Source organism: Mesorhizobium sp. P5_C1 (genome assembly GCF_054049815.1).
In genome coordinates this window covers 1-3,654 of record NZ_JBFULQ010000537.1, presented here as the reverse complement: position 1 = coordinate 3,654, position 3,654 = coordinate 1, and the positions used below count along the sequence as shown (strand labels likewise).

The following is a 3,654-nucleotide window of genomic DNA, read 5'->3' as shown; positions in this document are numbered from 1 at the left end:
GGGGAACTCTTTCTGCGTGCCTACTCAAATCAGAAGCCAATGTAGGGGGTCAACAGGCCAAAATCGATTGGCCAGCCGAAAACGACCGAATCCCTTAGCTCTCATGAAAATGGTTGTAGACCAGTTTCGCCACCTGTTCGGAAATGCCGTCGACTTTCCTTAGATCCTCGATGGCGGCACGGCTGACCGCCTTGGCGGTGCCGAAATGCATAAGCAGGGCGCGCTTGCGGCCGGGGCCGATGCCGCTGATCTCGTCGAGCGGGCTCTTGACCATCTCCTTCTTGCGGCGCGCACGGTGCGAACCGATGGCGAAACGGTGGACCTCGTCGCGCAGCCGCTGGACAAAGTAGAGGACGGGATCGCGAACCGGCAGCGAAAACGAGTCCTTGCCCCTGACGAAGAAGCGCTCGCGGCCGGCATCGCGGTCCTGGCCCTTGGCGATGCCGATGGCCACGACGCGGTCCTCGATGCCGAGATCCGAGAGGATCTTGCGCACCGCCGTCATCTGACCCTGGCCGCCGTCGATCAGGATGACGTCGGGCCAGGCCGGGAAGCTGCCGGAGATGTCGTCCTCGATATCATCGGCCGCCTCGCCTGCTGGGGCATCATCGGCCACGACGACATCGCCATGCTCCTTGAGCAGCCGCGAGAAACGCCGCTCCATCACCTCGCGCATCATGCCGAAATCGTCGCCCGGCGTGATCTCGGTCGAGCGGATGTTGAACTTTCGATACTGGTTCTTGACGAAGCCTTCCGGCCCGGCAACGACCATGGCGCCGACGGCATTGGTGCCCATGATGTGCGAGTTGTCGTAGACCTCGATGCGCACCGGAGGCTTGGGCAAGCCGAAGGTCTCGGCAAAACCGGCGAGCAGCCGGCCTTGCGTCGAGGTCTCGGCCAGCCGGCGGCCGAGCGCCTCGCGGGCGTTCTGCAGGGCGTTGTCGGTCAGGTCCTTCTTCTCGCCGCGCTGCGGCACCGAAATCGCGACCTTGCGGCCGGCGCGGGTGGAGAGCGCTTCGGCCAGCAGGTCCTGGTCCTCGACGGGGCGCGACAGAAGAATGGTGCGAGGTGTCGGCTTGTCGTCATAGAATTGCGCCAGGAACGAGCCCAGCACTTCCGATCCCTCCAGCGCCGGATCGGCCTTGGGGAAATAGGCGCGGTTGCCCCAGTTCTGGCCGGTGCGGAAGAAGAACACCTGGATGCAGACCTGGCCGCCTTCCTGATGGATGGCGAAGACATCGGCTTCGTCGACGGTCGCCGGGTTGATGCCCTGGTGGCTCTGCACATGCGACAGCGCCGCCAGCCGGTCGCGATAGATGGCGGCGCGCTCGAAATCGAGATCTTCCGAGGCCTGTTGCATGGCGGCCGAGATTTCCGTCTTCACCTTCTGGCTGCGGCCAGACAAGAAGTCCTTCGCCTCACCGACCAACTCGGCATAGCCCTCGTGCGAAACCTCTCCGGTGCAGGGGCCGGCGCAACGCTTGATCTGGTAGAGCAGGCACGGCCGCGTCCGGTTCTCGTAGAAGGAGTTGGTGCAACTGCGCAGCAGGAAGGCGCGCTGCAGCGAATTGATGGTGCGGCCGACCGCACCGGCGGAGGCAAAGGGGCCGAAATAGTCACCTTTGCGCGACCGCGCGCCGCGGTGCTTGTAGATGCCGGGCGAGACATGGTCGCCGGTCAGGAGAATATAGGGAAACGACTTGTCGTCGCGCAKCAGCACATTGAATCGCGGCCGCAAGCGCTTGATAAGATTGGCTTCGAGCAGCAGCGCTTCGATCTCGGTGCGGGTGACGACGAACTCCATCGTCGACGTCTCGCGAACCATGCGGCCGATGCGGCTGGTGTGGAACCTGCCCTGTGCGTAGTTGGTGACGCGCTTCTTCAGGCTGCGGGCCTTGCCGACATAAAGCACATCGCCGGCGGCATTCATCATGCGGTAGACGCCAGGCGCGTTGGGCAGCCGCTTGACCAGCGTCTGGATCACCTCGGCGCCGACCATGCCTTCGGCGTCGCCGGCATGCGGCGTCCAGTCGATGGCGGTGAAGGCTATGTCGGGCCCGGCGGGTTCGACGATCTCCTCCACCGCCTCGTCCTCAAGGTCGAGTTCGACTTCGGGAGGCATGTCGTCGGCGCCACTGCGTGGCTTGCTTTTCTGATCTACGGGACTCATTCCGCCATGCCTGTCACATCGGGCGTCTGCCATGCAAGATGCTGGCCGCCATCGAGCGCGATCATCTGGCCGGTGACAGAGCGCGCTTCCCAGAGATAGCGGATGGTGGCCCCGAATTCCGGCAATTCCGGGCCGCGCTTGAGAATCAGACCCTCGACCTGCGCGGCAAAATCGCTGTCGTCCTGGCTGGCGTTCTTCAGGGTCGGCCCCGGGCCAATGGCATTGACGCGGATGCGGGGACCGAGCGCTTGCGCCATCATCTGCGTGGCCGTCCACAGCGTCGACTTGGACAGCGCATAGGAGAAATAACGCGGCGTCGGCCGCCAGACGCGCTGATCGATGATGTTGACGATCAGGCCCTCTTGTCCCTGCGGCAACGCCCGGGCGAAGGTCTGCGCCAGCAGCGCCGGCGTCTTCACATGCACGGCAAAGTGCCGGTCCCAGGCCCGCCAGTCGAAGTCCAGAACCGAATCGTCCTCGAACAGCGATGCATTGTTGACCAGCAGGGACAGCGGCCCGAGCGCTGCTTCCACCTGGCCTACGAGGTCACCGGCGGCGTCCATGTCGGTCAAGTCGGCGGCGACCACGGCGGCACGGCCACCGCTCCGGTTGATGAGCCCGGCCATTGCATCCGCTTCGTCGCGCGACCGATTGCAGTGGATGGCGACGGCAAAACCATGGGCGGCGAGATCCTCGACGATCGCCCTGCCGATCCGTTTCGCCCCGCCCGTCACCAGCGCCGTGGCAGTGGCTATGCTCATAGGGTGTCAATCCTCAATTTCGGCCCGAAAACCCGATGCCGGCGAAATATGGCCTGGCAGGCGTTAAATGGCGTTCGCACCTTGGGCAGCATTGTGGCGAACCCACCGATTGGGTACTCCGACTCGTCCTGGACCAGGAGCCGTCCGACCGCAGTATAGGACGCTGGACTCCTTGCACCAAGCGGTGTGCAGCGCAGCATGACACTGCTCCTGCCATTTCGCTGTTGCGAAGATGCAACGTCAAGTTTCAGCCTCATTCGCGCCGGGGAATGACCCAAGTTCAGGTTCGCTTCAGCCGCATTTTGACACGACATTTGGAACCGACGAACGCCAGATCCGTTTCACCCCCCGGACGGGTCGATGGCGATCGTGAGAAACAAGCCTGTGTCCTGTGGCTTAAGGAGTAAAGAACAATGCAAGCCAATCTCAAATTCGCACGGCCGCTGGCCGTGGCGCTCGGGCTCTTCGCCCTCAGTGGAACTGCCTATGCCGCCGACGTCGTTCAGGAAGAGCCGCCGGCACCCGCACCGGTTGCTGAATTGCCTGTCGCGTCCTGGGCCGGCCCCTATGCCGGTATCAACCTCGGCTATGGCTTCAGCGGCCGTACCAAGGAAAGGGATTTCGGCGTTGAAACCGATACCAAGGGTTTCGTCGGGAGTGCCTTCGGCGGCTACCAGTGGCAGCAGGAGAACTTCGTCTACGGTGCTGAAGCCGAACTCGGCT

2 protein-coding genes and 1 pseudogene are annotated in these 3,654 nt (G+C 63.5%); 1 reads left to right on the top strand and 2 read right to left on the bottom strand.

All coding sequences use genetic code 11. The features are described 5' to 3' along the window. Nucleotides 1-94 precede the first annotated feature (94 nt). Together uvrC and ACXJ7R_RS27420 are read right to left on the bottom strand one after the other, a co-directional pair. The gene (uvrC, locus tag ACXJ7R_RS27425; protein ID WP_457154557.1) at nucleotides 95-2,170 is read right to left on the bottom strand and encodes an excinuclease ABC subunit UvrC; all 2,076 of its coding nucleotides are present in this window, start codon (nucleotides 2,168-2,170) and stop codon (nucleotides 95-97) included. Beyond that, nucleotides 2,167-2,931, bottom strand: coding sequence for an SDR family oxidoreductase (locus ACXJ7R_RS27420; RefSeq protein WP_457154556.1), 765 nt, complete (start codon nucleotides 2,929-2,931; stop codon nucleotides 2,167-2,169). The genes uvrC and ACXJ7R_RS27420 overlap by 4 nt, the downstream gene beginning before the upstream one ends. Nucleotides 2,932-3,344: 413 nt before the next feature. Between ACXJ7R_RS27420 and ACXJ7R_RS27415 the strand changes: the two are divergent. Further along, nucleotides 3,345-3,654: pseudogene (locus ACXJ7R_RS27415) on the top strand (outer membrane protein); the annotation flags it as partial.